Genomic DNA, 21,969 nt, shown 5'->3' on the forward strand with positions numbered 1-21,969 from the left:
GCGCTCGTGGGCACGATTCGAGGCTGGATGTATCTGGGCGTCCACGTAGTTTGCAGGATCAGCGCGCCTACCCTGGACTGTACGCGCTCGACGCCACAATTGTGGCCCATAGCTGGGTCGACGTCCCCCCGCTTTCAGTAGCGGGACCATTTAGAGCCCGGGGTTACTGTAGCTGAGCTTCTGCCAGTTGTTTTGCGTGGGCGGCGGGCGTCAGCCCGCCGAGTGATTTCTTTGGTCGTTCCTCGTTGTATTCCCGCCGCCAGCGCTCGATCTCGCTTCGGGCATGCAGCAGCGTCGGGAACCAGTGTTCGTTGAGGCATTCGTCGCGCAGGCGCCCGTTGAAGGACTCGACGTAAGCGTTTTGATTCGGCTTGCCCGGCTGGATCAAGCGCAGCATCACGCCCCGCTCGTGCGCCCAGGCCACCATCGCCTTGCCGCAGAACTCCTTGCCGTTGTCCGTTCGGACCACCTTCGGCAGGCCACGGCTTAGCGCCAGGCGGTCGAGCACACGACTGACCCCGTGCCCGGAAATCGCGCGTTCGACTTCGATCGCCACAGCTTCGTGGCTCGCGTCGTCCACGATCACCAGGCACTTGATGACGCGGCCGTCGGCCGTGCGGTCGAAGATGAAGTCCATCGACCACACTTCATTGGCCGCAACCGGACGGATCAGCGGTTGCCGCTCGCTCACCGGCACCTTCTTGCGCTTGCGTCTCCGCACCTGCAGCTTCGCGTGCTGATACAGCCGCTCCACGCGTTTGTAATTCACGGTATGGCCGCCTTGCCGCAGCTTGAGATAGATCATGCCCACGCCGTAGCGCTTGTGCCGATGCGCCAATGCCTGGATCTGCGCCCGCAGTTCGACATTGCGATCCGGACGAGGTGTGTAACGCAGTGCGCTGGCGCTCATGCCCACCGCGCGCAAAGCGCGCCGCTCGCTGAGTCCTTTTCCGACCATGTAGCGCACCTGCTCACGACGGGCCGGTGCGCTCACCATTTTTTTCGCAGTACGTCCTTGATCACCTCGTTCTCGAGGACTTGCTCGGCCAGCAGCTTCTTCAGACGCGCATTCTCGACTTCGAGTTCCTTGAGCCGCTTGGCTTCGGAAACATTCATCCCGCCGAACTTGCTGCGCCACAGGTAGTACGACGCCTCGCTGAAGCCATGCCGGCGGCACAGCTCCTTGACCGGCAGGCCGGCCTCGGCCTCACGCAGGAAGCCGATGATCTGTTCTTCGCTGAAACGCTTCTTCACGTCCAATCTCCTTCTCGTTCGGGATTGGACTCCAAAGCTGCCTGCTACTCAAGTGCGGGGGGACGTCGGGGTAGGCCAAATACTTGTTGTAGCGGTAGGAGGGTTCGATACGCTCCAACTTCAAAGGTTGATGCAGTGCTGCTGGCAGCTCAAGTCGCAGCGAGGTTTGAAAGATGGACTCTTCGGTCTCGTCGGCGAACTGCCGAGGCATTTGGCTGACATTCTCCAGCGCGATGAACAGATTGCGCTTCGAAGGGTCCAGCCAGTCGGTGTGGAGTTCGAGATTCCAGGAAAGCTTGATGTCCGGAATGGCGATGCGGAGGTCTGACTTGCGCACTCGGTCAAGGAACTCCGACCACTTCGTGTATTGGCTCGCTGGAATCTGCAGGTCGTGTCGGTAGCCCCAAGCCTTGCCGCCAGTTTCGGAGTCGTCGCTCTTGAACCAGTCCTCCAGCCGCTTGAGCACTGCTGCATTCATGTGTGCGGCATGGTCCGCAATGTCATGCTCGAGCTGTTCGGCGGACTTTGCGGTGTCCAGTTCGAGGTCGGGCAGTACAACCTCAAGCCTGAACCACTTGTGGGGCACGCTCAGCGGCTCAAAGTGCTCGTCCTTGATGGGTAACCCATACGTAGCCGGAACAGCCATGCCCTCCTTGGTCAACTCGCCGGCATCGTCCTCAGCGGAGGCTGCCTCGACTAGAGCGTCTTCCTCGGCAATCTCCTGCGGCAGGTCTGCCGTGAGTAGGCGGTGTGGGATGCCCTTCTCGGCATAGATTGCTTCGACGACCTTAGTCCTGGTCTCAGCCCACTGCGGGTGCTTCCACCGAGCGGTGTATTCACCTTTAACCTTGTCCCAGGCCTCGTCTAGCCGCTTATCACGCTCTGCTTTCAGCTCCGCGACTACCGATTGGCGAAGCATGAAGACTGGCCGGCAGTTGGGCCGCTTTAGGTCATCTTCCCTTGGGAGTGCGCGAACGTATATCGAGAAGCGCGGGGACACCTTGACCACGGAAGCTGTCCCGGTGTTGAGTTGCATCTGAATCCCATGCGACGAGACCCAGATAGGCGAAGTCACCTCGTCGTCGCCGGTTGGGTTCTTCTGTGGGAGGATGAATCCGGAGTTAAGCAGCGCTCGTGGTCGGGCACCGAACAGGTATTGGCCACTGGGCCCGTTACCGCTGAGCTTCGAGTAGGTGAGGTTCAACAGGCCATCAACGACCGCCTCCTTAAGGGTCGAACACACCAACGCTGGGTCTGCGCGCAGGAGAGGCTGGCTCATTGCTTGGTCTCCTTTAGAGGATTGGCACTCTCAACCGTCACCACGCTAGAACGTGCCTTTTCGAACAGCGTCATAAGTGTTTGTCTCTTGATGCTTGAGTTAGCCATCGCGGATTCGGGCTGCAGGAGCATGTAGGTATAGATGTCGGAGACATGCCGCCCATCGAGACGCCGAGAGTTGCGCACGGCCATGATGACGCGCTGCCACTGGTAGGCCGCTTCAAGCGGAGAAAATCCAAGAACCTGGGCGAAGGCCCTGAAGGCTGATTCGCGCAACGGCGCCTGAGGCCTGAGCTGGTCGAATGGTGTGTTGGTGGAGTTGCCGAGGTCAATCCAGTGACGCATGGCCTGCTCCTTCGCCAAGTCAGCTTCCAGGCGGCCGTCAACGGCAAGGATGGCCTGCCGCATTTCTCGAACCTTGTCTTGAACCGTACCTGTAGGGAATCGCTGCGCAAAGCGTTTTTGAACTTGTTCGTGGTAGCTGCGTAGAGCGGCCTCAAACGTCGTGTCCGTCTGAATAGGAACCTCGGCATCCTGGAGCACCTGTTCAACCATTTCCCTGAGTTCTGCGGACATCACAAAGAGCTTGTCGCCAGGTTCTAGCGAGCGAACCAAACACGTCCGAAATCCCGCCTCTGATGCGTGATGTGACACCGGATCGTAGACGTAGACCTCGGAGGTGTCCCGTCGATACTGCGTGACGCCGTTTTCCAGCCGAATTGCCCAAGAATCCGGGTCTACTTCACCATTGGCTGTTGAGATGTCGGAAGAAAGCTCGACGCGGAATGTGGGTAGAACGTAGTCGCTCGTCGATAGGACCGAAGCGTCCTCAGGCAGGTCTTTCAGTTGGCAAAGGATAGAGTCGATACGAGGCTTGTAGGAGCGAAACTCCGAGAAACTCTCGGCGATCGGCTTTAACGTCGCGCGCAAGAACTGGCCCGCGCGCTGCGTCAACAGCACAACCGAGTGCCCCGGAATCTGGTCGTTCGTCAGGAGCAAGCGCAGACAGTCTTCGTTCAAACCAGCGAAGACCAAGGTGGAGCCCTCGAGGTCGGGGAGGTGCTCTTCAAGGTGCGTGGCCGACAAAAAGTGGACGCGCTCCTGGAACGAGCTAAATGCGACGTCCCCTGGAAACTGGTCGTAGCCTTGGAGAAAGCGCTCGGCCAAGCGGCGATAGAGGGCGTTTGTAAACACCACTGCTATGCTTCGGCGCTTGCGCGCAGCCGCGGCGGCAACGATCTCTGCGAGCTTGTGTGCGAACGGCGTCGCCTTGCTGTAGTTCCCGAAGAGAGTTGATGCACGAGCCAAGGAGTCCAAGAGCGCGGGGCGGTCTGCGCCGACACCGACTGTCCGTTCGAAATCGTTTACCGCCCCCATGTGCAGAGGCCAGTCGAAGGCCGCGCGAGTCCGGGTAGACACGTCGGGACTCGCCAAGTACTCGGACATGTGCATCACGCCGCATGGCAGTGCAGCAATGCGCGATATGTAGCCCGCAGCGTCTATGAGAGCCCGAGCGTTCTCCCTGCCGCCGGGCGCGTTCTGCGCGATGCGAACGAGCCTGTTTGCGACCTTGGCGACAGCAGAGTCCACGATGTGCACATCGAACTCGCGCGGCGAGGGGAACGACGCCTCGGCTGCACCTGGCGCAAGCAGGCCCTCCGCATCAACAGTGCTCGGAACCCCGCATATCTTAAATTCGTGCGGAGTCTTCCAGCGCTTGGCAGGGTCTCGCTTGCTGTTCTTATCCCAGAGCTCATTCTTGAGCCTGTATGCAGCGTGGGGCTCATCCGTCACGATGACCACACCCGGAGGGCATTGCGGAAACGTCTCTTCCAGCATGAGGCAGAAGCGCACCAAGCGGCCTCGCCAGCCTGGGCCTTCAAAACGGACGGCTCGGGTGGCCATAATCATGACCACTTCAGGCGGCCCAACGCGTGCCAGCTCACGGCAGGCCCTTCGCAGGTCGTCTTCGCTCATACGGGCGTCGAGAGCGAAAAGTGCGTCCGGTGCTGTTCCGGGCTGTCCGAAGGGCTCCGTGTTCTGTTGCAACGCCTTGGTACTGGTGCGGCGGAGCACCTTGGCACGAATGAGCGCAAGCAATCTCTCGTGGCAAGGCTGCCAGCCCTTGAAATCACCGGGGGCGAGGAAGTGCGGCAACAGCTCGCCGATTGTCGGGTTAAGAGCATCCCCTTGTAGCTTGGGCAAGCTGCGGTCGGTCAACCAGAAGTGAAAGGCGTCCTTGTCTGGAAGCGACCTTGTGACCCTCGGGTTGGGATTGACCTCTTCGAGGCTTCTGGCGATGCTCAAGACCGCCTGACGCTCAAAATGTATGTGGTTCAGTGGATGGAAAGCGTTCGACTTAACGGGGAACAAAAGGCCGCGGACCCCCTGTTTGTCGCCTTCATGCCAGCGGGCCAATGTAGCCAGCGCATGCACCAGTGTTAGCGTCTTGAGACTCGCGGGCCACACCATGGCGATGTGGCGGGTTCGGTGCTGCGCAGCATGCAGATAAAGGTCGGCCAATGCAATCAGGGCTGACGAAGGGGCGCTTGGCTCAGTACTGTCATCACGAAACAGCGGGATAAGCGCCTGCTGCACACGTTCCGCTACTGCCGGTGGCTCGCTACTCGGATTTACCAGCCCTTGGGTCAGCGGCTTGGACGTGGTCTTTGCCGGGGGAACAGCGGCCGTTGCGTGGTGTCGCGCAGCGATTTGTTTGACTCGGTCAGTTTGCCGTTGGAGCGATTTCTCCCGGTCCGCTTGACGGTCGGCAAGTGACTTGAACAGTGACATTAGGAAACCTCCTAATTCTTGGCTTATTTAACTACCCCGGAGAGGTCAAACCCATATGAGCGGTTCACCGCTTGTTCCATAGAGCTTCCGTGACTGCGGTACTTCTTCAGTGTCGCCGGGTCAGGCAACGCGAGCTGAGAGAGTTCGAAAGAGGAGACGTTGGTCGCCCCAGAGATGCATCGGTAGATTCGGTCGACTGTTTGCGTACCAAGCAAATCAGCAAGGTCTTTGGGTTGTAGCTCGGGCAGGTCAACGGATGGCTCGAGAATGACGATATGGTTTTCCCCAACGAAGCCACCGTGGACTAGGAAAAAGGGTGGCTGGACAGATGCCACGACGAGCCGTCGCGGTTGGTCGTTCGAAGTTACACGCTGCATGACGACACAGCTCTGACGTATGACCGCAGGGTGAAGTTTGTCTCCCAAGTCGACAAAGTTGTGACCGTCCACCTTGCGCTCAGGGTCAAAGGTCAGATCGCCACCCGGGGAAATGTCGCGCGACCAGATAAGTGGGACCGCCGTCTTCGTCTTGGCCTCGAGCACGTCCCGCAACGTGTTGTACCTGGGGCGCTTGTCACGGTTCCAGACGTATGCGCCGATGCGAATCCTGTAGCCATAGTCGGCGAGCCTGAACTCGCTAGCCGCAGCTCTCTTCAAGAGCTCAACATCGGCCACTGCTCGAGGTATCGGCCACACTGAACCGCCATTGGGCAGAACAGATGTCCCGACCGGGGTGTACTTGCCTTCTACTGAAACCACTGAGACTTTGGCCTGCGCCACGGTCCTGTTGTCTGGCGCTCGGCGACGCAGCACGGTCAGAGCGGTTTCTTGCTCTACGTCGATGAAGACGCCCTTGCGCTCACTGACCATGCCGATGTGCTTGACATCTGTATTGCGGATAAGAAAGCTACGCAGGCCGCTGAAGTATCGGCCGGACAGGAAACTGGTCGGGGTCACGAGCGCAACCACGCCACCTCGGCGGACCAGCCGCACACAATGGAAGATGAAGATGCTGTAGAGGTTCGGCTGAGCTTCGGCGACCTGCGCGAAAGTAGGGTCAAGCGATGCGACCTCTTCGGCCGCAAGCTTACGGTAGGGCGGGTTGCAGACGACGACATCTCGACGTCCTAGTCTGTCGCCGTGGCTTTTTAACGAGTCGGCTGCCTCGACGGTGAACGTTGGTATATAGCCGGAATCTTCGATGTCCTTGTGCAGCGCCATGTATAGGACAGCTTGCACAGTGTTGCGTCCTTGTCCATCCCAAATAGGTGCCGCTCGATGTGCTTAAGCCTTGCTCTGGGTGCGAGTCCCCGAGCCTCTAGCTCTTCTCTCATGCGGAAGGCGATGGGCGCCAGAAACGCTGCGCCTCCGCAGGCTGGGTCCAAGAAGCTGTGCTTGCCGAAATCGACCCCGTGCGACGTCCCCCCGCACTTGAGTAGCAGGCAGCTTTGGAGTCCAATCCCGAACGAGAAGGAGATTGGACGTGAAGAAGCGTTTCAGCGAAGAACAGATCATCGGCTTCCTGCGTGAGGCCGAGGCCGGCCTGCCGGTCAAGGAGCTGTGCCGCCGGCATGGCTTCAGCGAGGCGTCGTACTACCTGTGGCGCAGCAAGTTCGGCGGGATGAATGTTTCCGAAGCCAAGCGGCTCAAGGAACTCGAAGTCGAGAATGCGCGTCTGAAGAAGCTGCTGGCCGAGCAAGTCCTCGAGAACGAGGTGATCAAGGACGTACTGCGAAAAAAATGGTGAGCGCACCGGCCCGTCGTGAGCAGGTGCGCTACATGGTCGGAAAAGGACTCAGCGAGCGGCGCGCTTTGCGCGCGGTGGGCATGAGCGCCAGCGCACTGCGTTACACACCTCGTCCGGATCGCAATGTCGAACTGCGGGCGCAGATCCAGGCATTGGCGCATCGGCACAAGCGCTACGGCGTGGGCATGATCTATCTCAAGCTGCGGCAAGGCGGCCATACCGTGAATTACAAACGCGTGGAGCGGCTGTATCAGCACGCGAAGCTGCAGGTGCGGAGACGCAAGCGCAAGAAGGTGCCGGTGAGCGAGCGGCAACCGCTGATCCGTCCGGTTGCGGCCAATGAAGTGTGGTCGATGGACTTCATCTTCGACCGCACGGCCGACGGCCGCGTCATCAAGTGCCTGGTGATCGTGGACGACGCGAGCCACGAAGCTGTGGCGATCGAAGTCGAACGCGCGATTTCCGGGCACGGGGTCAGTCGTGTGCTCGACCGCCTGGCGCTAAGCCGTGGCCTGCCGAAGGTGGTCCGAACGGACAACGGCAAGGAGTTCTGCGGCAAGGCGATGGTGGCCTGGGCGCACGAGCGGGGCGTGATGCTGCGCTTGATCCAGCCGGGCAAGCCGAATCAAAACGCTTACGTCGAGTCCTTCAACGGGCGCCTGCGCGACGAATGCCTCAACGAACACTGGTTCCCGACGCTGCTGCATGCCCGAAGCGAGATCGAGCGCTGGCGGCGGGAATACAACGAGGAACGACCAAAGAAATCACTCGGCGGGCTGACGCCCGCCGCCCACGCAAAACAACTGGCAGAAGCTCAGCTACAGTAACCCCGGGCTCTAAATGGTCCCGCTACTGAAAGCGGGGGGACGTCGCGTGTGCGGCAAGGTCGTCGAGAAGCCCCCGCGTTAGCGAAGCTGGCGTGAAGAACATCGCTAGCTTCTTGCGATAGGTCTCATGGGTGAGCATCGCGTATGCTGAGCTCAGCCAGTACGAGGCCTCGAGGAAGTCCATCTCTTGGAGCAGCTCCACGAGGTTCCTGAGCTCGGGAGTGGCTGCGAGCTCACTGGATGACGGCAACTTCGGCGTCGGTGCGAACTTGAACTGCTGCTTGCACCACAACCGAAGGGCCGTGCCGGCAACGGTCGTGGCATTGCAGTTGAGCTCGCTCGCTACTTTGCCAAGAAGCCGAATTCGGCGCAGCAGCGCCAAGCGAGAAGGTTGGCTCACACCTGGGCTCCCCGCAGGTAAACCCAGCAGCGATGCCTGCAGTCTGATGTGCAACGGGGGTAGCGCAAGCGTTGACTCCTCCCAGTTATCTCGGCGATCTAGTGCTCACGTTGGGGCAGGGTCAGCATATCGCCGTTCGATGTCCGGCCCTGTTTGCACAGCATGCGACTACCGATTTGGGTAGTGTGTTGACCTGCCCCCAGAAACTGGACGGTTTAAAACTGGAGAGGGGTTGCCTCTTTGGGTTTTACTGACCACTTTTGGACGAACTCGCTTGGGGTCAGATGGCCAAGCGAACCGTGGGGACGATGATGGTTGTAGTCGTGTTGCCAAGCCTTCATTTTTTCTTGGAGATCGTATAGCGTGACGAATTCATGCACGTTAAGGAATTCGTCACGCAGCCGGCCATTGAATGACTCGATCAGGCCATTATCGGTCGGCTTGCCGGGTCGCGTGTAGTCGAGTTTTACGCCGCGCCGGTATGCCCAGTCGTCCAAGGCGCGGGATGTGAACTCTGTCCCGTTATCCACGGTGATGGATTTGGGCCATCCGCGCAAGACCGCAGAACGATCCAAAGCCTGGCCAACCGCACGGCCGGTCTGCCGGAAGTTGGCCTCCAGACAGACACTCTCGCGACTCCATTGATCGATGACCGTCAGGATGCGAAAGCGGCGTCCGTCAAGCATCTGGTCATGAACGAAATCCATGCTCCAGTGCTGATTCGGCCCGGTGGGCACTGGCGGCTTGCCGCGCAGCAGGGCGATGCCGCTTGCGGCGCTTGACCTTCATCCGCAGTTGCAGTCCCTCCTGGCTGTAGAGCCGATAGACGCGCTTTTTGCCCACATCCCAGCCCTCGCGATGCAGCATCACCAGCACCCGTCGGTAGCCAAACCGTGGACGACTCATGGCGATGTCCCGGATACGCTGGCGCAGCGCATTTTGATCTCGTGCGCGACTCTTCGCATATCAGGTCGAGCGCTGCAGCAGCGCCAGCGCGCAGGAACGCTGCACGCTTATCTGGAAACGCTCTTGCATCCAAGCCGCCAACTCGCGCCGTTTGGCAGCCTTCAGACTTTTTTTCGCACCACCTCTTGCAGGATCTGCTTATCCAGCGTCAGGTCGGCGACGATACGTCGCAGGCGTGCGTTCTCGTCTTCGAGTTGCTTGAGCTTGCGCAGCTCGCTTACGCCGAAGTCGGCGTACTTCTTCTTCCAGGTATAGAAGGTCGCCTCCGACACGCCAAGCTGCCGACAGACGTCGACCACCGGCGTGCCGCTCTCGGCCAATCGCAGTGCATAGGCGATCTGCTCTTCGGTAAATCTCGACCGTTTCATGGCTACTCCTCGCCCCGTTTGAGGCGCTGAGAAGCAACCTTACCTCTAGTTTTGACCTGTACCGATATTCCGGGGGCAGGTCAGTAAGGGCGGCCGGTGGCTTTTGCCTGCCGTATCGCGAAATCCGTAAGTCCATCCATCCAGAGCAAAAGGCCTGGATTGAAACATCTATGCGGATCGACTGCGCGAGAGCCTGTCCATCCGCCGCGAATGCAGCTCAAAAAAATGGACTCAAAAATGGCCTTAAATCGCGTGGCTGTAGACGGACGCCAGTAGACGATGCTGGACGAAAAAAAGGCCGAAAAACAAAGTTTTCGGCCTTCTTTCAATCATCTATGGGCGTCAGTGGATGTCCATGGACGAAAATCTTGGAGCGGGAAACGAGGCTCGAACTCGCGACCTCCACCTTGGCAAGGTGGCGCTCTACCAACTGAGCTATTCCCGCGTAACAGTGCAGCCAAGCGAAGAAGAAGTGGCGTCCCATAGGGGGTTCGAACCCCTGTTACCGCCGTGAAAGGGCGGTGTCCTGGACCACTAGACGAATGGGACGCATGGAGCGGGAAACGAGGCTCGAACTCGCGACCTCCACCTTGGCAAGGTGGCGCTCTACCAACTGAGCTATTCCCGCCTGTACTTCGCAGCCTGAAGAACATCGAGATGAAGTGGCGTCCCGTAAGGGGTTCGAACCCTTGTTACCGCCGTGAAAGGGCGGTGTCCTAGGCCACTAGACGAACGGGACGTTGCTGCCGTCTCGGTGTCTCGATCAGGTGGCGCGCATGTTACCCATCACCCCTGGGAGTGTCAATAGCGTATTGATATCCGCCCATTTTCTTCGTCGCGCACTCGATCTCCCGGCTTAAATTCGAGCCCAAGCAGGCACGCGGGATCCATCGGCTGAGTTACCTGCCTTGCAGCGACGGCTGGTCGCTGACGACGCGGGAGATACGATATGGCGGGTACGCGCGCAGTGACGCTTTTTAATCGCTGCCCACGCCCCCATCTCTCAGCGAGATGCCCTCACCCGGTGAGGGCATCGAGCGCCCTGGCAAGGCGCTGACCGACCGCGACCGATGAGGAGAGAGAGATGAGCGATCAGGAAAAAGTCACCAAGAGCGCCGCCGAATGGCGCGAGACGCTTACCCCCGAGCAATACCGGGTGACGCGCGAGGCAGGCACCGAACCACCGTTCAGCGGCGACTATGAAGTCGCGCCGGTGATCGGCACCTTCCACTGCGTGTGCTGCGACGCGCCGCTTTTTCGCAACGACGACAAATTCGCCTCGCACTGCGGCTGGCCAAGCTTCGATCGGCCGCTTGCCGATGCGGCGGTCGAAGAGCACATCGATACCAGCCATGGCATGCGCCGTATCGAAGTTACCTGCCGACGCTGCGATGCCCACCTCGGCCACGTATTCCCCGACGGCCCGCAGGACACCACCGGACTTCGCTACTGCATCAACTCGGTGGCACTGAAGTTCCGCGCGGACGAGTGACTCATGCCGTGGAGCTGCGCTGCGCCTCGCGCTTTGGCTGTCGTTGCCAGGCGCGCGGCAGCCGCGCCTCCAGCCAGCTTCGCGTCGGCGCCACCACCCACCGCTGGACGGACAGCGCCAGCGCGACGATCGCGAGCAGATGGAAGGGCATGCTCCATATCGGCAGCTCGCGCAGACCGATGACTTTGATGTCGAGCTGCATGATCGCCGCGCCCTGCTCGATCGACCAGCGAGTCGCCCGGGCGAAGGGGCCGATCAGCGGCGTATGCAGCACGAAGATGCACAGCGCCGCCTCACCGAGCCGCTGGGCGAGGCGCTTGCTCTTTTCGCCGCGCGGCGCTCGCAGCGCGCTGGCACCGAGCAGCAGCAGTGCCTGGAAGGGCAGCAGCAGGCCATTGTGGACCAGATAGTAGAAATTGGTGCCGTCCAGGGTGAGCAGCCACGCGCCGAGGGGAACACCGCACAGCGCCAGGGTGATCAGCGCGTGCCGGTGCCGAATCAGTGCATCACGTACCCACGCCTCGCGATGCGCCCGGTAGAGCAGGATGCCGACGAGGAACTCAGGCAACCTGAACAGCGGATTGCGGTGCAACAGTCCCACGGTGACGTGATCGAACGCCTGGCTCAGGGTCGCGAGCAGCGGACCGAGCATGTAGAGGCCCCAGATCGCCAGCAAAGCCAGACCCCAGCGGCGTATCCCCATCAGCCGAGGGGCCACCGAGGGAAAGCAGAGATAGAAGAAGAACAGCGCCGAAATCGACCATGAGGCGCCGTTGAGCCACAGGAATCGCGGCTCCCACGCCTGGAGCAGGAAAAGCTGAAGGCCGATGTGCTCGATCGCCGAGACCCAGGGCAGCCGCGCGCCGAACAGCTCGCGCAGCTGCGCATCGGGCGCCACATAGGGGTGGGAGTTGTAATAGACGTAGACCCCCTCCGGCACGATCGGGTACTGGAACAGCAGCAGGCTGAGAGCGAGCAGCAGCGTGATCAGGTGGATCGGGTAGAGATTGCACAGCCGCCTGGCGACGAAGGCCGGCGCGCTGCCCTTCAAACGGCCCGCGGCATCGAGCGCGACGTGGGCGAGCAGGAAGCCGGAAAGCATGAAGAAGGTGCTGGTGGCGAAGAACCCCATGCCGATGATCTTGCGTGCGACCAGCGGCAGATCCCCATAGAGCCCACCGAAGTGGTAGACCACCATGGACAGCGCCATCAGAAAGCGCAGCCACTCCAAGCCGTAGAATCGCTCGCGACCGGAAGCGGAACTTGGTATCGATGTCTTCACTCTGCCTCCTGTTCGACGAAGCTACCCGCCCGGAGCCGCCCCTCTGGAGCACCCGCCCGTCGCGAAAGGCGCGAATTGTAGTCGAAGCAGGATCGATTGCACGGTGTAAATTAAGTCTACCTTACATATCGTCAGGATTATCGCCAGGGCCATTGGTCCTATCCACCCCCGCCACGAATGGCGGATGGCCGGGCCCCGCCCCGACCACCGGCGGTGGCCCGGCGCTGGCCCAGCGAATAGAATGCGCACTCATACGCAGGCACAGGTAATACGCGATGCTCGGTTGGTTTCCCGGACACATGAACAAGGCGCGCCGCCAGATCAAGGAGGCGCTGCCGGCGATAGACGTGGTGATCGAGGTACTCGATGCCCGCCTGCCCTACTCGAGCGCCAATCCGATGCTCGCCGAACTGACCCGGCACAAGCCGGTGCTCAAGATCCTCTCCCGCGCGGATCTCGCCGACCCCAGGCTCACCGAGGCGTGGTGTGCCCATTTCGACGCTCAGCCGAACACCCAAGCGCTGGCGATGGTCACCAGCGACCAGCGTGCGCTGAAGAGAATTCCCGCGCTGTGTCGTGACCTCGCCGGCCAGGTCAGGGCCGATCGCGACGTCCGGGTGATGGTGATGGGCATCCCCAACGTCGGTAAATCGACGCTGATCAACAACCTCGCCGGGCGCAAGATCGCCAAGGTCGGCAACGAGCCGGCGGTGACCAAGCGCCAGCAGGTCGTGCGTCTCGACAATGGCATCGCGCTGACCGATACCCCCGGCGTGCTGTGGCCGAAGATCGAAGACCAGGCCAGTGGCTATCGGCTGGCAGCCAGTGGCGCGATCCGCGATACCGCGCTCGACTACCTCGATGTCGCGACGATCACCGCCGCCGAGCTGGCCCGGCGCTACCCCGAGGCGCTCAAGGCCCGCTACAAGCTGACCGACCTGCCGGCCTACGTCGCCCCCGCCGAAGTCGTCGAGATCGAGGCCGACGGTCCGCGCAAGATCGACCTGCAGGCGCTGGCCGGTTTCGACGGCCAAACGATCATCGCCGAGATCGCGCGCAAGCGCGGCGGTCTCAAGAGCGGCGGCGTACTCGATCTCCACCGCGGCGCCGAGGTGCTGCTCCATGAGCTGCGCGACGGCAAGCTCGGCAGGCTGAGCCTCGAGGCCCCCGAGGACATCCCCGCGCCGGGCGGACCGGAGGAAGAGCAGACCGGCTGAGCCGAACCACTCCGCCTCTTGCGCCCGCTATCCCCCATGCTCAGCCGACGATCTCGAGGCTCAGCGGCCGGCTCGGGCACGCCGGCGCAGGCAGTGTCAGCGCCTGCGCGCCCGGGGTGATCGCGCCGAGCACTCGTGGCCCGCGGGCGCCTGTGCAGCTCGCCACCGTACCGGGCAGCCCATGCCAGGTGAGGAAGCCGAGCAGCGCGAAGGCGTAAGCTTCCTTGGCCGCCGAAGGCAGCCCCAGCGCATCGGCACTGGTCACCCGGACGCCGCCGAGCGCGCGCTCGAGCATCGTCATCAGCAGCGGATTGCGCGTCCCGCCGCCGGACACCACCAGTTCGGTGACGCCCAGCCCACGCGCCGCGCTGGCGACGCTCTCGGCACTCAGCGCGGTAAGCGTCGCCAGCGCGTCCCCCGGGGCGATTCCCGGTCGTCGCGCCAGCGCTCGCTGCAGATAGGCGAGGTTGAAAAGCTCCTTGCCGGTGGTCTTCGGTGCCGGTCGGAGATAGTAGGGCTCGGCCAGCAGCTCACTGAGCCACGTCTCATCGACCCGGCCCCGGGCCGCCCAGTCACCGTTACGGTCGAAGTGCTCGCGGTCCGCGCTGAACAGGCGTACCGCGGCGTCGATCAGCGCATTGGCCGGGCCGCTGTCGAAGGCCAGCGGCTCACCGCTCTCCGGTACCAGGGTCAGATTGGCGATCCCGCCCAGGTTGAGCGCCGCGGGCCGCCCCGGCCGGCCGCGCAGCCACATCGCATCGATCGCGCTGACCAGCGGCGCGCCCTGGCCGCCAGCGGCGACGTCGCGCGGGCGAAAGTCGGCGACCACCGGCTTGCCGGTGCGCTCGGCTATCCAGGCCGGCTGGCCGATTTGCAGCGTGCCCTCGACCTGCCCCGCCTCGACCCAGTGATAGACCGTCTGGCCGTGGGAGGCGATCAGCGCCGCGCACCCACCGCAGAGGCCGCGGTCGGCCTCGAGGGCGAGCTCGGCGAACGCCTGGCCGATCTCGGTATCGAGCCGGCACAGCGTGGCAAGGTCGGTAGCCGCCGGTGGCAGCGCCCGCGCAAGCCTGGTGGCCACGGCCTGGGAATAAGGACGGCTGAGCATGCCCAGCGGGCGCAGGCGCAGGCGGTGGTCGATCAGGGTGATCTCGGCGCAAGCCGCGTCGATGGCATCGAAGGAAGTGCCGGACATCATGCCGATGACGTTCATCGCGACTCCAAGGTGTCAGTGGGCGCCCGCGGGAGCAGGCCCTGCCATGATGCCAGCTCGATCCACCACCGCAAGGCGTGGCGCGCCCGGCCAGCGAAGGAGTATGCTGGTGCGCTGTTGCGCCCGCCGCCGTCCCCAACCTCACCATTGCCGTCAGCAGGGTTTCCGATTTCCAAGCCATGAACGCCCCGATCCGCAAGTCCCACAAGCTCGACCACGTCTGTTACGACATCCGCGGTCCCGTGCTGGAACACGCCAAGCGACTGGAAGACGAAGGCCAGCGCATCCTCAAGCTCAACATCGGCAACCCTGCCCCGTTCGGTTTCGAAGCGCCGGAGGAGATCCTCCAGGACGTGATGCGCAACCTGCCCACCGCGCAAGGCTACTGCGACTCGAAGGGGCTCTACTCGGCGCGCAAGGCGATCATGCAGGAGAGCCAGCGCAAGGGCATCAAGGGCGTCGGCATCGAGGATGTCTACATCGGCAACGGCGTCTCCGAGCTGATCATGATGGTGATGCAGGCGCTGCTCGACGATGGCGACGAAGTGCTGCTGCCGGCCCCGGACTACCCGCTGTGGACCGCCGCCACCCACCTCGCCGGCGGGCGCGCGGTGCACTACCTGTGCGACGAGCAGCGGGACTGGCAGCCGGACCTCGAAGACATCCGCGCCAAGATCAGCTCCCGGACCAAGGCGCTGGTTATCATCAACCCGAACAACCCGACCGGCGCGCTTTATTCGGCCGAGACTCTGCGCGGGATCATCGCCATCGCCCGCGAGCATGGGCTGATCGTGTTCTCCGATGAGATCTACGACAAGATCCTCTACGACGACGCGGAGCACGTTTCCACCGCCTCGCTCGCCGACGACGTGCTGATCCTGACCATGAACGGGCTGTCGAAGAACTATCGCTGCGCGGGCTTTCGCGCCGGCTGGATGGTGATCTCGGGCGAGCGCCGCCACGCCGAGGACTTCCTCCAGGGCATCAACATGCTCGCCTCGATGCGACTGTGCGCCAACGTCCCCTCCCAGCATGCGATCCAGACCGCGCTCGGCGGCTATCAGTCGATCAACGACCTGGTGCTGCCCGGCGGGCGGCTGCGCGCCCAGCGCGATGTCGCCTGGGAGAAGCTCAACGCGATTCCCGGCGTCAGCTGCGTCAAGCCGAAGGGAGCGCTGTACATGTTCCCGCGCCTGGACCCGGAGATCTACGCGATCGAAGACGACCAGAAGCTGGTGCTCGAACTGCTGCTGGAGGAGAAGATCCTGCTGGTCCAGGGCACCGCCTTCAACTGGCCGACCCCAGACCACTTGCGTATCGTCACCCTGCCCCATTGTGAACAGCTGGTTGAGGCGATCGATCGACTCGCCCGCTTTCTCGCCCGCAGGCGCTGACGTCCGGGGGCCGGGCATGAACCAGCGCTTAAGGGCATCTTGAATATTCCCCTCGGCCCCCTTATCTAGGGCTCAGGTCCGCGCCGTTTCGACCTTGGTCGAACGGTTTCCCCATCCGCGACGAGCCCCATCCGCTCGGACGGCGCAGTGAAAACAACCTTGGAGACAGCCTCGCCATGATGAGGATCGCCCTCTTTCTCGCTACCAACCTGGCGGTCGTACTGGTCGCGAGCATCACCCTGAGACTGCTTGGCGTCGACGCCTATCTCTACCAGGCAACCGGCGCCGATCCGATGAGCCTGCTGATCGTCTGCTTCGTGTTCGGCATGGTCGGCTCGATCATCTCGCTGTTCATGTCGAAGACCATGGCCAAGATGAGCACCGGCACCCAGATCATCGAGCAGCCGCGCAATTCGCAGGAGCAGTGGCTGCTCGACACCGTCGCCGAGCTCGCCCGCGACGCGGGGATCAAGATGCCCGATGTCGGGATCTTCCCCGCCCAGCAGTCCAACGCCTTCGCCACCGGCTGGAACCGCAACGACGCACTGGTCGCGGTATCCGCCGGGCTGATGCAGCAGATGCGCCCGGAGGAAGTCCGCGCGGTACTGGCCCACGAGATCGGCCACGTCGCCAACGGCGACATGGTCACCCTGACCCTGATCCAGGGCGTGGTGAACACCTTCGTGATGTTCTTCGCCCGTATCGTCGCCCAAGCGATCAACGCCTTCCTGAGCCGCGGCAGCGATAACGGCAACGCACTCGGTTTCATGGGCTACTTCGTCGTCGTCACCGTGCTCGAGATCGTCTTCGGCATCCTCGCCAGCATGATCGTCGCCTGGTTCTCGCGCTGGCGCGAATACCGCGCCGACGCCGCCGGTGCACGGCTCGCCGGCAGCGGTGCGATGATCAATGCGCTCTCCCGGCTCAAGGCGGAAACCCAGCTTCCCGACCAGATGCCGGCATCGATGACCGCGATGGCGATCACCCAGGGCCGGACCCGCCAGCTGCTGCAGAAGCTGTTCGCCAGCCACCCGCCGCTGGACGACCGCATTCGCGCGCTGAAGGAAGCCGCCTATCGTGAGTGAACCTCGCATCATCACTTTCGACGTGATGCAGTCCACTCGCCAAAGAAAGCGCGGCCCTCAGGGCCGCGCCAGACTGCTGACAAAGTCCTGGCCTCACCGCCAGGGCTTTGTTTTGATGAAGGCATACCCTTTGCGAGTATGCCGCCGTGCTGCGAGAGCCCTCTCCTCATCAACATCAGCTCGAAATGGTCACGCTTGAAGAGCTGGTGCCGTCTGATCACCTGCTGCGTCACATCGACGCCACCCTCGATTTCTCCTTCATCCGCGACAAGGTCCGCCATCTCTACTGCGCCGATAATGGCCGCCCCGCGCTCGATCCCGTCATGCTGTTCAAGGCCTTGTTCATCGGCTACTTGTTCGGGGTGCGCAGCGAACGCCAATTGATGCGTGAGATCCAGGTCAACGTCGCCTATCGCTGGTTTCTCGGTCTCAGCCTGACCGACAAGGTGCCGGATGCCTCGACGATCAGCCAGAACCGACGACGACGCTTCAGCGATAACACCATCCATCAGGAGATTTTCGACACCGTGGTCGAACAGGCCATCGTGCAAGGACTGGTGGGCGGTGAAGTGCTTTATACCGACAGCACGCACCTCAAGGCGAACGCCAACAAGACGCGCTTCGTACGCGAGCAGGTTCAGCGGAGCACCGCCGGCTATCTCGATGCCCTGGATGACGCCGTCGAGGAGGATCGTGCCAAGCACGGAAAAAAGCACTGACGCCACGTGCCGCAGTCACCGAGACGGTCGAGAAGAAGATCAGCACTACCGACCCCGACAGTGGCTACATGGTGCGAGATGGCAAACCCACCGGCTTTTTCTACCTCGATCACCGTACCGTCGATGGCCGATGCGCGATCATCACCGATACCTACGTGACTCCTGCCAACGTGGCGGATAGCACGCCTTATCTCGCGCGGCTCGACCACCAATGCCAACGTTTCGATCTAGCGCCGCTCGCGGTGGGATTAGACGCTGGGTATTTCACCGCCGCCCTTTGCCAAGGCATCGAAGAACGCGATCTCTATGGCGTCATCGGTTACCGCCGTCCTAATAAACGTGAGGGCTATCTGCCCAAGCGGGCCTTCGTTTACGAGGCCGAGCAGGATGCCTATCTCTGTCCAGAGCGACACGGGCTGATCTACGCCACCACCGACCGCCATGGTTATCGGCACTACCGCAGTGACCCTGCCATTTGTCGGCACTGCCCACGACTGACTTCCTGCACGAGAAGCGCCAATCACACCAAGCTGGTGACCCGGCACGTCTGGGAGGACGCCAAGGAGCGTATCGAGAGCCACCGGTTGAGCGACTATGGGCGAGGGCTCTACAAGCGACGAAAGGAGACGGTGGAGCGAAGCTTCGCCGATGCCAAACAGCTACACGGCCATCGCTACGCTCGGATGCGGGGGCTGGCTCGGGTGAGAGAGCAGTGTCTGCTCGCCGCAGCCTGCCAAAACCTGAAGAAGATGGCCTTGGCGCGGATGCGCCGGCTATTTTCATCCATTTTTGGGGCCTGGAGCGTTGTTCAACGGCGCTGTGAGGCGTTGATGAGCGCCATGACCGTCATCTACCGATTCCCTGGGTATCTGCACGCAAAGTGGGTGGTTTGAACTGAAATGACGAACCCTGCCTGTAAAGGCAGGGTTCGTCAGCAGTCTGGCGCGGCGCGGCCCTCAGGGCCGCGCTTTCCTTGTTAGGCAATGAGGTGAGCATCCATCCACCTGGTCATGGCTGTTTCGCTGGCCCGCGCTAAATCGACACCCCTTGCGCGAGCCCCGAACTCACACCACGAAAGTCTCCAGCACCATTAGCGAGCACTTGGTTCCAGCTTGGGCAGTGGCGGCAGCGAGGCTTGGTACGCCTCGATATCGCTGAGCAGCAGCCTGGCCTGGGTGCCCCAACCGCCGATCAAGACATCGTCCTTGCCGTCGCCGTCGAGATCGCCTTTGCCCATGCTCCAGCTGCGGCCGACCGTCACGCCGGGCACCACGGATGAAGTCACATCGGTGAAATTCCCCTCGCCGTCGTTCTGCCACGCCCGAAGCTGCTGCGGTACGAAGCCAGGCACCTGTATCGCCCCGACCAGCAGGTCCGGCGCTCCATCGCCATTGAAGTCGACCACGGTGCCCGCCCAGCTGGAGAAGGTGTGGGAAGGAAGGCGGCTCTCGGTCTCGTCGCGGAAGTGGCCGCTGCCGTCGTTGATCAAAAGCCGAGTCTGCGGATCCTTGTCCCAACCGAAGTTGTTGCTGGTGATGCTAAAGAAAACGATGTCCTGATGGCCATCGCCATTCGCATCGAAGACGTGCACCTCCCGGCTCTCCATCGGCACGCGTAGATCGAGCCTGTCGGACTCATCGGTGAAACGACCGGTTCCGTCGTTGATCAATAGCCGGTTCGGAAATGCCGGGCTGGCGAGAACGATGTCGAGATGGCCGTCGCCATTCACATCCGCGAGTGCGACACCCTCCGTCTGGTCGTTGGAATCCGGCAGATTCGTCTGCGTGGCATCGATGAAATGCCCGGGCCGCTCGGGGTCATTGAGGAACAGCAGGTTCCTGGCGGGAAGGATCGGCGCATCCGGTGCATGGCCGGTCTCCCCGGTGCTGCCGATGAAGATGTCCGGAAGACCATCGCCGTTCAGGTCGCCGGTCGCCAGCGCATTGCCCTGACTGGTGGCCGGCAGGCGGTCGCTTGCGTCGATGAAGCCGCCTTTGCCATCGCCCAGGAACAGCTGGTGAACCTCATCGGATTCGGCCACGAAGACCACATCCATGTTGCCGTCGCCATCGAAATCCGCAGCGCGGACATGTTCGCTGTCGTGAATCTCCTTGCCGAACGCATCCGGCACATAGGTAAGCTTGCCGGTGCCGTCGTTGAGATACAGGCGATTGACGCCGTACTCGACGGAGATCACCACATCCAGGTCGCCATCGTGATCGACATCCAGGAAGACCGAATCGGTGGCATGCAGGCTCGGGGCGATCGGTACGTTGGGAGCGGTCGCGTCGACGAAAGCAGAAGAAGGCGCCTCAGGAATCAGCACGAATGCGTCGGTCGCAGGGTCTCGAACCGAGCTGTCGGCGCTGGTGGTGGCATTGGTGGCGGCGCAACCCGTGATTGTGGTCGCCAGCATCATGACGAATGATGACGTCGCAACGCGGTACTTCGCTGGTTTTTCCATATCCAGGCCCTATGAAACTTGTGTGTGACCTTGAACCTTAGCGGAGGAACGGTCACGCACATAGAGTCGTGGCGCACTTGAACCCATGACGATACGTCATCAATAATCGAGCGAGAGTTCCACGCGGACGCAACGGGCAGCCAAGGAATCACGGTGATGCAAGATGAGTTGGGCGCGCTCGCCGCCTTCGTGGCGGTGGCTGACGCGAAGAGCTTCACGCGCGCGGCCGGCAAGCTGGGCACCTCCCAGTCAGCGCTGAGCCACAAGATCAGACGGCTGGAGGGGCGCCTCGGCGTTAAGCTTCTGACCAGGACCACGCGCAGTGTGGCGCCCACCGAGGCCGGGTACAAGCTGCTCAAGACGCTGGTGCCGGCCCTCGAGGGCATCAGAGAGGAACTGGCATCGCTCACCGACGATGTCGATGCACCGTCCGGGACCATTCGCATCACCACAGCGGATCACGCGGCGGAAACCCTGGTCTGGCCGGTGCTCAAGCGCGTGCTGCGAAACCATCCGAATATCGCCGTCGAACTCGATGTCGAGAATGGATTGGTGGATATCGTGACCGAAGGCTACAACGCTGGCATAAGGCTCGGCGCGAACGTGGCGAAGGACATGATCGCCGTGCCGATAGGCCCACCGCAGAGGGTGGTGGTGGTCGGCTCTCCGGCATACCTGGCCGAGCGATCGGAACCCGTGGTTCCCACGGATCTCGCAGCGCATCGCTGCATCAATCGCAGGCTGCCGACATTGGGCGGCTCTCCAGCCTGGGAATTCGCGAAGGACGGGCGCCAGGTCAAGGTCCGAACATCGGGCCAACTCTCGACCAACCGCCCCGAATTGATCGTGGATGCCGCCGTCGATGGATTCGGCCTGGCCCTGCTGCTCGAATCGCAGGCTTTGTCACTGGTCAAGACCGGCGTACTGGTCCGCGTGCTGGAAGACTGGTGTCCCTCGCTGCCTGGCTACCACCTCTACTACCCTGTGAGCCGCCAAGTCACACCCGCCTTTCGAATCGTGATCGATGCGTTGAGATACGAGCCATCGCGCATGCAGCCTCCCGGCAGCTCGAGCGGATGAAAGAGATCCGCCGCCTCTTTCTCGACGGGCCGGTTTGGTTTGTAATGCCCCGTCGATGAGCCACACGGGCAGGAGAAATACATTGATCATTCGCTGGGAAAGCGAACATGACTATGTCCTGGTGCATCTGCACCAGGACATGTTCGGCGATTGGATCGTCAGCCGCGCCTGGGGCCAGATCGGTACCCAGTTCGGCGGGCTCAAGCACATGCTCGCCGAGAACCGCGCCCAGGCCCAGACCTGGATCGATGACATCGCCCACATCCAGGCGTCGCGCGGGCTGCGCAAAGTGCTCGAAGCGAGCGACGACAGCCAGGAGGGCCGTGAGGAGATCCGCCAGCTGTCGCTGCTCGACGGCTGCTGAACCGGCCGCTCGACCGACGCCATCGGC

At 62.1% G+C, this 21,969-nt stretch carries 14 protein-coding genes, 4 tRNA genes and 3 pseudogenes; 8 read left to right on the top strand and 13 right to left on the bottom strand.

Translation table 11 applies throughout. The annotated features are described in order from the left end of the window. Positions 1-150: 150 nt before the first annotated feature. The 4 genes and pseudogenes from A5892_RS15195 to A5892_RS15215 form a co-directional block, all read right to left on the bottom strand. A pseudogene (locus tag A5892_RS15195) lies at positions 151-1,254 on the bottom strand (IS3 family transposase). Next, a complete protein-coding gene (locus A5892_RS20540; protein WP_064123506.1) occupies positions 1,208-2,533 on the bottom strand; it encodes a hypothetical protein in 1,326 nt (441 codons plus the stop codon). Before A5892_RS20540 ends, A5892_RS15195 begins: the two are co-directional and overlap by 47 nt. Further along, entirely contained in the window at positions 2,530-5,325 is a 2,796-nt protein-coding gene (locus tag A5892_RS15210) for a hypothetical protein (protein ID WP_064123507.1), read from the bottom strand. The genes A5892_RS20540 and A5892_RS15210 overlap by 4 nt, the downstream gene beginning before the upstream one ends. Before the next feature lie 23 nt (positions 5,326-5,348). Continuing rightward, complete coding sequence (locus tag A5892_RS15215) at positions 5,349-6,545, bottom strand: Eco57I restriction-modification methylase domain-containing protein (RefSeq protein ID WP_223302692.1); 1,197 nt, start codon at positions 6,543-6,545, stop codon at positions 5,349-5,351. Between the two features lie 262 nt (positions 6,546-6,807). Between A5892_RS15215 and A5892_RS15225 the strand changes: the two are divergent. Further along, positions 6,808-7,911, top strand: a pseudogene (locus tag A5892_RS15225) (IS3 family transposase). 9 nt (positions 7,912-7,920) lie between these two features. On the opposite strand, the gene A5892_RS15230 reads toward A5892_RS15225, so the two are convergent. The 6 genes and pseudogenes from A5892_RS15230 to A5892_RS15265 form a co-directional block, all read right to left on the bottom strand. After that, a complete protein-coding gene (locus A5892_RS15230; RefSeq protein ID WP_064123509.1) occupies positions 7,921-8,298 on the bottom strand; it encodes a hypothetical protein in 378 nt (125 codons plus the stop codon). Positions 8,299-8,513: 215 nt separating this feature from the next. After that, positions 8,514-9,632, bottom strand: a pseudogene (locus A5892_RS20315) (IS3 family transposase). Positions 9,633-10,001: 369 nt separating this feature from the next. Further along, positions 10,002-10,077, bottom strand: a tRNA-Gly gene (locus A5892_RS15250). 28 nt (positions 10,078-10,105) lie between these two features. Next, positions 10,106-10,181 (bottom strand) — tRNA-Glu (locus A5892_RS15255). A 3-nt stretch (positions 10,182-10,184) separates the two neighbouring features. Then, a tRNA-Gly gene (locus A5892_RS15260) sits at positions 10,185-10,260 on the bottom strand. Between the two features lie 35 nt (positions 10,261-10,295). Continuing rightward, positions 10,296-10,371: transfer RNA gene (locus A5892_RS15265), tRNA-Glu, on the bottom strand. Between the two features lie 345 nt (positions 10,372-10,716). On the opposite strand from A5892_RS15265, the gene msrB reads away from it, so the two are divergent. Further along, complete coding sequence (gene msrB, locus A5892_RS15270; RefSeq protein WP_027351529.1) at positions 10,717-11,124, top strand: peptide-methionine (R)-S-oxide reductase MsrB; 408 nt, start codon at positions 10,717-10,719, stop codon at positions 11,122-11,124. 1 nt (position 11,125) lies between these two features. Here msrB and A5892_RS15275 read toward each other — a convergent pair whose 3' ends face one another. Further along, positions 11,126-12,406: an acyltransferase family protein gene (locus tag A5892_RS15275; protein ID WP_190295623.1), complete on the bottom strand. Its 1,281-nt coding sequence runs from the start codon at positions 12,404-12,406 to the stop codon at positions 11,126-11,128. A gap of 275 nt (positions 12,407-12,681) precedes the next feature. Between A5892_RS15275 and ylqF the strand changes: the two genes are divergently transcribed. After that, positions 12,682-13,623 carry a ribosome biogenesis GTPase YlqF gene (ylqF, locus tag A5892_RS15280; protein ID WP_064123512.1) on the top strand — a complete coding sequence of 314 codons (942 nt, stop codon included), beginning with the start codon at positions 12,682-12,684 and terminating at the stop codon, positions 13,621-13,623. A 40-nt stretch (positions 13,624-13,663) separates the two neighbouring features. Here the strand turns inward: ylqF and A5892_RS15285 are convergent, their stop codons facing one another. Beyond that, positions 13,664-14,836, bottom strand: coding sequence for an anhydro-N-acetylmuramic acid kinase (locus A5892_RS15285; protein WP_064123513.1), 1,173 nt, complete (start codon positions 14,834-14,836; stop codon positions 13,664-13,666). A 179-nt stretch (positions 14,837-15,015) separates the two neighbouring features. Here A5892_RS15285 and A5892_RS15290 point away from each other — a divergent pair, with 179 nt between their 5' ends. From A5892_RS15290 to A5892_RS19955, 3 genes are all read left to right on the top strand, one after another. Next, a complete protein-coding gene (locus A5892_RS15290; protein ID WP_064123514.1) occupies positions 15,016-16,230 on the top strand; it encodes a pyridoxal phosphate-dependent aminotransferase in 1,215 nt (404 codons plus the stop codon). A gap of 176 nt (positions 16,231-16,406) precedes the next feature. Beyond that, positions 16,407-17,315 (top strand): protease HtpX, encoded by a 909-nt coding sequence (htpX, locus tag A5892_RS15295; RefSeq protein WP_064123515.1) that lies wholly within the window; start codon positions 16,407-16,409, stop codon positions 17,313-17,315. 146 nt (positions 17,316-17,461) lie between these two features. Then, positions 17,462-18,927, top strand: a protein-coding gene (locus A5892_RS19955; RefSeq protein WP_411431756.1) for an IS1182 family transposase whose coding sequence is annotated in 2 segments (ribosomal slippage) — positions 17,462-18,031 and positions 18,034-18,927 — 1,464 coding nt in all. Because the reading frame shifts where the segments join, the coding sequence is not laid out codon by codon here. Positions 18,928-19,124: 197 nt separating this feature from the next. On the opposite strand, the gene A5892_RS15315 is transcribed toward A5892_RS19955, so the two are convergent. Further along, the gene (locus tag A5892_RS15315; RefSeq protein ID WP_223302694.1) at positions 19,125-20,450 is read right to left on the bottom strand and encodes an FG-GAP repeat domain-containing protein; all 1,326 of its coding nucleotides are present in this window, start codon (positions 20,448-20,450) and stop codon (positions 19,125-19,127) included. A gap of 216 nt (positions 20,451-20,666) precedes the next feature. Here A5892_RS15315 and A5892_RS15320 point away from each other — a divergent pair, with 216 nt between their 5' ends. Both A5892_RS15320 and A5892_RS15325 read left to right on the top strand, forming a co-directional pair. Further along, the gene (locus A5892_RS15320) at positions 20,667-21,578 is read left to right on the top strand and encodes a LysR family transcriptional regulator (RefSeq protein WP_223302695.1); all 912 of its coding nucleotides are present in this window, start codon (positions 20,667-20,669) and stop codon (positions 21,576-21,578) included. Positions 21,579-21,660: 82 nt separating this feature from the next. Beyond that, positions 21,661-21,942: a hypothetical protein gene (locus tag A5892_RS15325; RefSeq protein WP_064123520.1), complete on the top strand. Its 282-nt coding sequence runs from the start codon at positions 21,661-21,663 to the stop codon at positions 21,940-21,942. The last annotated feature ends 27 nt before the right edge of the window (positions 21,943-21,969 follow it).

This window comes from Halotalea alkalilenta (genome assembly GCF_001648175.1).
GTDB lineage: Bacteria > Pseudomonadota > Gammaproteobacteria > Pseudomonadales > Halomonadaceae > Halotalea > Halotalea alkalilenta_A.

Bases quoted from the DNA above. Each gene is read 5' to 3' on its own strand.
- A5892_RS20540 (WP_064123506.1), bottom strand. From the start codon at position 2,533: ATGAGCCAGCCTCTCCTGCGCGCAGACCCAGCGTTGGTGTGTTCGACC.
- A5892_RS15210 (WP_064123507.1), bottom strand. From the start codon at position 5,325: ATGTCACTGTTCAAGTCACTTGCCGACCGTCAAGCGGACCGGGAGAAA.
- A5892_RS15215 (WP_223302692.1), bottom strand. From the start codon at position 6,545: ATGGCGCTGCACAAGGACATCGAAGATTCCGGCTATATACCAACGTTC.
- msrB (WP_027351529.1), top strand. From the start codon at position 10,717: ATGAGCGATCAGGAAAAAGTCACCAAGAGCGCCGCCGAATGGCGCGAG.
- ylqF (WP_064123512.1), top strand. From the start codon at position 12,682: ATGCTCGGTTGGTTTCCCGGACACATGAACAAGGCGCGCCGCCAGATC.
- A5892_RS15285 (WP_064123513.1), bottom strand. From the start codon at position 14,836: ATGAACGTCATCGGCATGATGTCCGGCACTTCCTTCGATGCCATCGAC.
- A5892_RS15290 (WP_064123514.1), top strand. From the start codon at position 15,016: ATGAACGCCCCGATCCGCAAGTCCCACAAGCTCGACCACGTCTGTTAC.
- htpX (WP_064123515.1), top strand. From the start codon at position 16,407: ATGATGAGGATCGCCCTCTTTCTCGCTACCAACCTGGCGGTCGTACTG.
- A5892_RS15315 (WP_223302694.1), bottom strand. From the start codon at position 20,450: ATGCTGGCGACCACAATCACGGGTTGCGCCGCCACCAATGCCACCACC.